Origin of the sequence: Paraburkholderia sp. SIMBA_053, from assembly GCF_046534895.1 — a bacterium.
GTDB classification, from domain to species: domain Bacteria; phylum Pseudomonadota; class Gammaproteobacteria; order Burkholderiales; family Burkholderiaceae; genus Paraburkholderia; species Paraburkholderia caledonica.
In genome coordinates this window covers 1-263 of record NZ_JAWRXU010000922.1, presented here as the reverse complement: position 1 = coordinate 263, position 263 = coordinate 1, and the positions used below count along the sequence as shown (strand labels likewise).

The window sequence follows — 263 nt, the reverse complement described above, 5'->3', positions numbered from 1 at the left end:
CGCGGATCTCGCCGGCAGCGCCCTGGAGTGGTTGGAGCTCGGAGCAGACATCCTCGCGTTCCGCCGCGGCGACGGCACCGTCAGCATCACGAACCTGGGTGCCGTGCCGGTGCCTCTCCCCGCGCATCATGAGGTGCTTCTCGCCAGCGCCCCGCTCGACGGTGAGCTGCCCCCGGATTCCACCGCCTGGCTCGCGCTCCGAGCCGTCCCCGGGCGCTCGTCGCGAGCGACCGATTAGCCCTGCACCACCCGATCAGCACCAC

The 263-nt window shown here is 71.9% G+C and carries 1 pseudogene; it reads left to right on the top strand.

The features are described 5' to 3' along the window. Positions 1 to 238: pseudogene (locus SB753_RS38310) on the top strand (hypothetical protein); the annotation flags it as partial. Between the last annotated feature and the right edge of the window lie 25 nt (positions 239 to 263).